We start from the raw sequence: 2,178 nt of genomic DNA, 5'->3' as shown, positions 1-2,178 counted from the left end.
ACACCCAACCGCTCCCGAACCCCACCACCCTCATCAACCCGCCCGACAAGACCCGCCACCGTCGGCGCCTCGAACAACGCCCGGATGCTCACCTCGACCCCGAGGACGGAACGGATCCGGCTCACCAGACGAGTCGCCAACAGCGAATGACCACCCAACTCGAAGAAACTGTCATCGATGGAAACAGCGCTGACGCCGAGGACCTCAGCGAACAGACCGCACAGCAGCTCCTCCCGAAGCGTCCCGGGAGCCCGCCCGGACGACGTGTACTCCGGGGCGGGCAGCGCCTTCCGGTCCAGCTTTCCGTTCGACGTCAACGGCAGCGCATCGAGCGTGACGAACGCCGACGGCACCATGTACTCCGGCAACCTCCCCGCCACGAACCCACGCAGCGCGGCCGGGTCGAGAACGCCGCTGGATGTGCCGGCACCCGGCACCACGTACGCCGCCAGGCGTTTGTCACCCGGGGCGTCCTCCCGAAGCACCACAGCTGCCTGGCCCACGAGAACATGCCCTGCCAGGACGGCTTCGATTTCGCCGAGTTCGAGTCGCTGCCCGCGGATCTTGACCTGATGGTCCCGCCGTTCTACGAACTCAAGACGCCCGTCCCGGAGGCACCTGACATAGTCACCCATCCGATACATCCGCGCGCCGGGCTCACCGGAGTAAGGATCAGCTACGAAGGCGGCTGCGGTGCGGTTCGCGTCACCCACATAGCCTTGCCCGACGCCTACACCGCTGACGTACAGGTCTCCGGGCATTCCCATGGCAACCGGCTGGAGTGCCTCGTTCAGCACGTACAGCCGCATGTTGCGAATGGGACGGCCGATGGTGATCTTCTTCTCGGCCTCGTACTCCTCACTCGTGATGATGGCGTGTGAGACATCGTCCGAACACTCCGTTGACCCATAGGCGTTCACCAGGGGGATATCCGGATACCGCACGAACCAGCGCTCGCACAGGCTCCCCGGAAGGGCTTCGCCCGTCACCATCAGCCAGCGGAGCTGCGGCAGTGCGATCTGCTCACCGTCGGCGTCCCACATGTCCAGGGCCGCCCGGAGGAGCGAGGGTACGACCTCCAGGACCGACACGCCTTCGTCCGCCACGCGTCGGAAGAGCTCGCGCGGGTCGGCGGCCGTCGTCCGGTCGACGACTCGGATCCTTCCGCCGAGCATCAGAGCGGCGAACATCTGCCAGACGGAGATGTTGAAGGTCAGCGGCGCGTTCTGCATGACGTGGTCCGCTGAGGAGAGCTCCAGGTCCTCGATCTTCGCCAGGAGATGGTTCTCCATGCCGGCGCGGTGAACCATCGCTCCCTTCGGCCGTCCGGTGGAACCGGACGTGAAGATGGAGTACGCGATGTCGTAGCCCCTGGATCCGTTCGGATACCACTCCGCGCCGTCCTGCTCGTCGTCCATGACCAGCACCTCGACGGCGTCTCCCGACGCACCAGCGATGGCCTGTGCGCGTTCGAGGTGCTTCTTCTCCGTCAGGAGGCAGTTCGCGCCGCTGTCGGCGAGATACGTCACGCTCCGCGCCGTCGGAGCCTGCGGGTCCAGGGGGATGTATCCCGCTCGACTGCCGAACACCCCCAGCACCGACCACACGAACCGTGCACCGGGATCGGAGAGGATTCCGACAAGAGCCCCCACCCCCGTCCCACGCCCCGCAAGACGCTTCGACAGAGCGCTCGCACGGGACATCAGCACGTCGTACGTGACGTCTCCCTCGTCGTCCGTGACGGCCACAGCATCGGGCTGCCGCCGGGCAACATCCCTGATCCTGTCGACGACGTCCCGGAACTCCCCGGACTCCTGGCGCCCGTGCAGCGCAGAAAGCGCGCGTTCACGCTCGGACTCATCCAGCATCTCGACTCGGCCCAAGGGGATCTCAGGGGTCTCGGCAATGGCCCGGAGTACGCGGACGAGTCGGCTGCCGAGTCCCTCCACCTCCGTACGGGCGAACAGGTCGGGGCCGTATTCCATGCGGATCTCGATGCGGTCCCCGGGCAGCACCCTCAGGTTCATCGGATAGTGGCTGGCGTCGTGGGCTTGAGCATGGGTGAGGCTGAGAGTGGACGTGGCCTGTTCGAAGGCTTCGTTCTCGACGGGGTAGTTCTCGAACACGACGACGGTGTCGAAGAGTTCACCGGCCGGGGTGAGGCTGTGGATGTCGGTG

General features: G+C 66.1%; 1 protein-coding gene. It reads right to left on the bottom strand.

Annotated elements, in window-relative coordinates:
- Nucleotides 1–2,178, bottom strand: a 2,178-nt coding sequence (locus ACIBJH_RS48145; RefSeq protein WP_399123415.1) for an amino acid adenylation domain-containing protein, incomplete at both ends; no start/stop codon positions are given.

The organism is Streptomyces sp. NPDC050548 (assembly GCF_044457385.1).
Taxonomy (GTDB): domain Bacteria; phylum Actinomycetota; class Actinomycetes; order Streptomycetales; family Streptomycetaceae; genus Streptomyces.
Note: the sequence above shows the minus strand (reverse complement) of the source record. Positions and strands in the feature narration are given on the sequence as shown.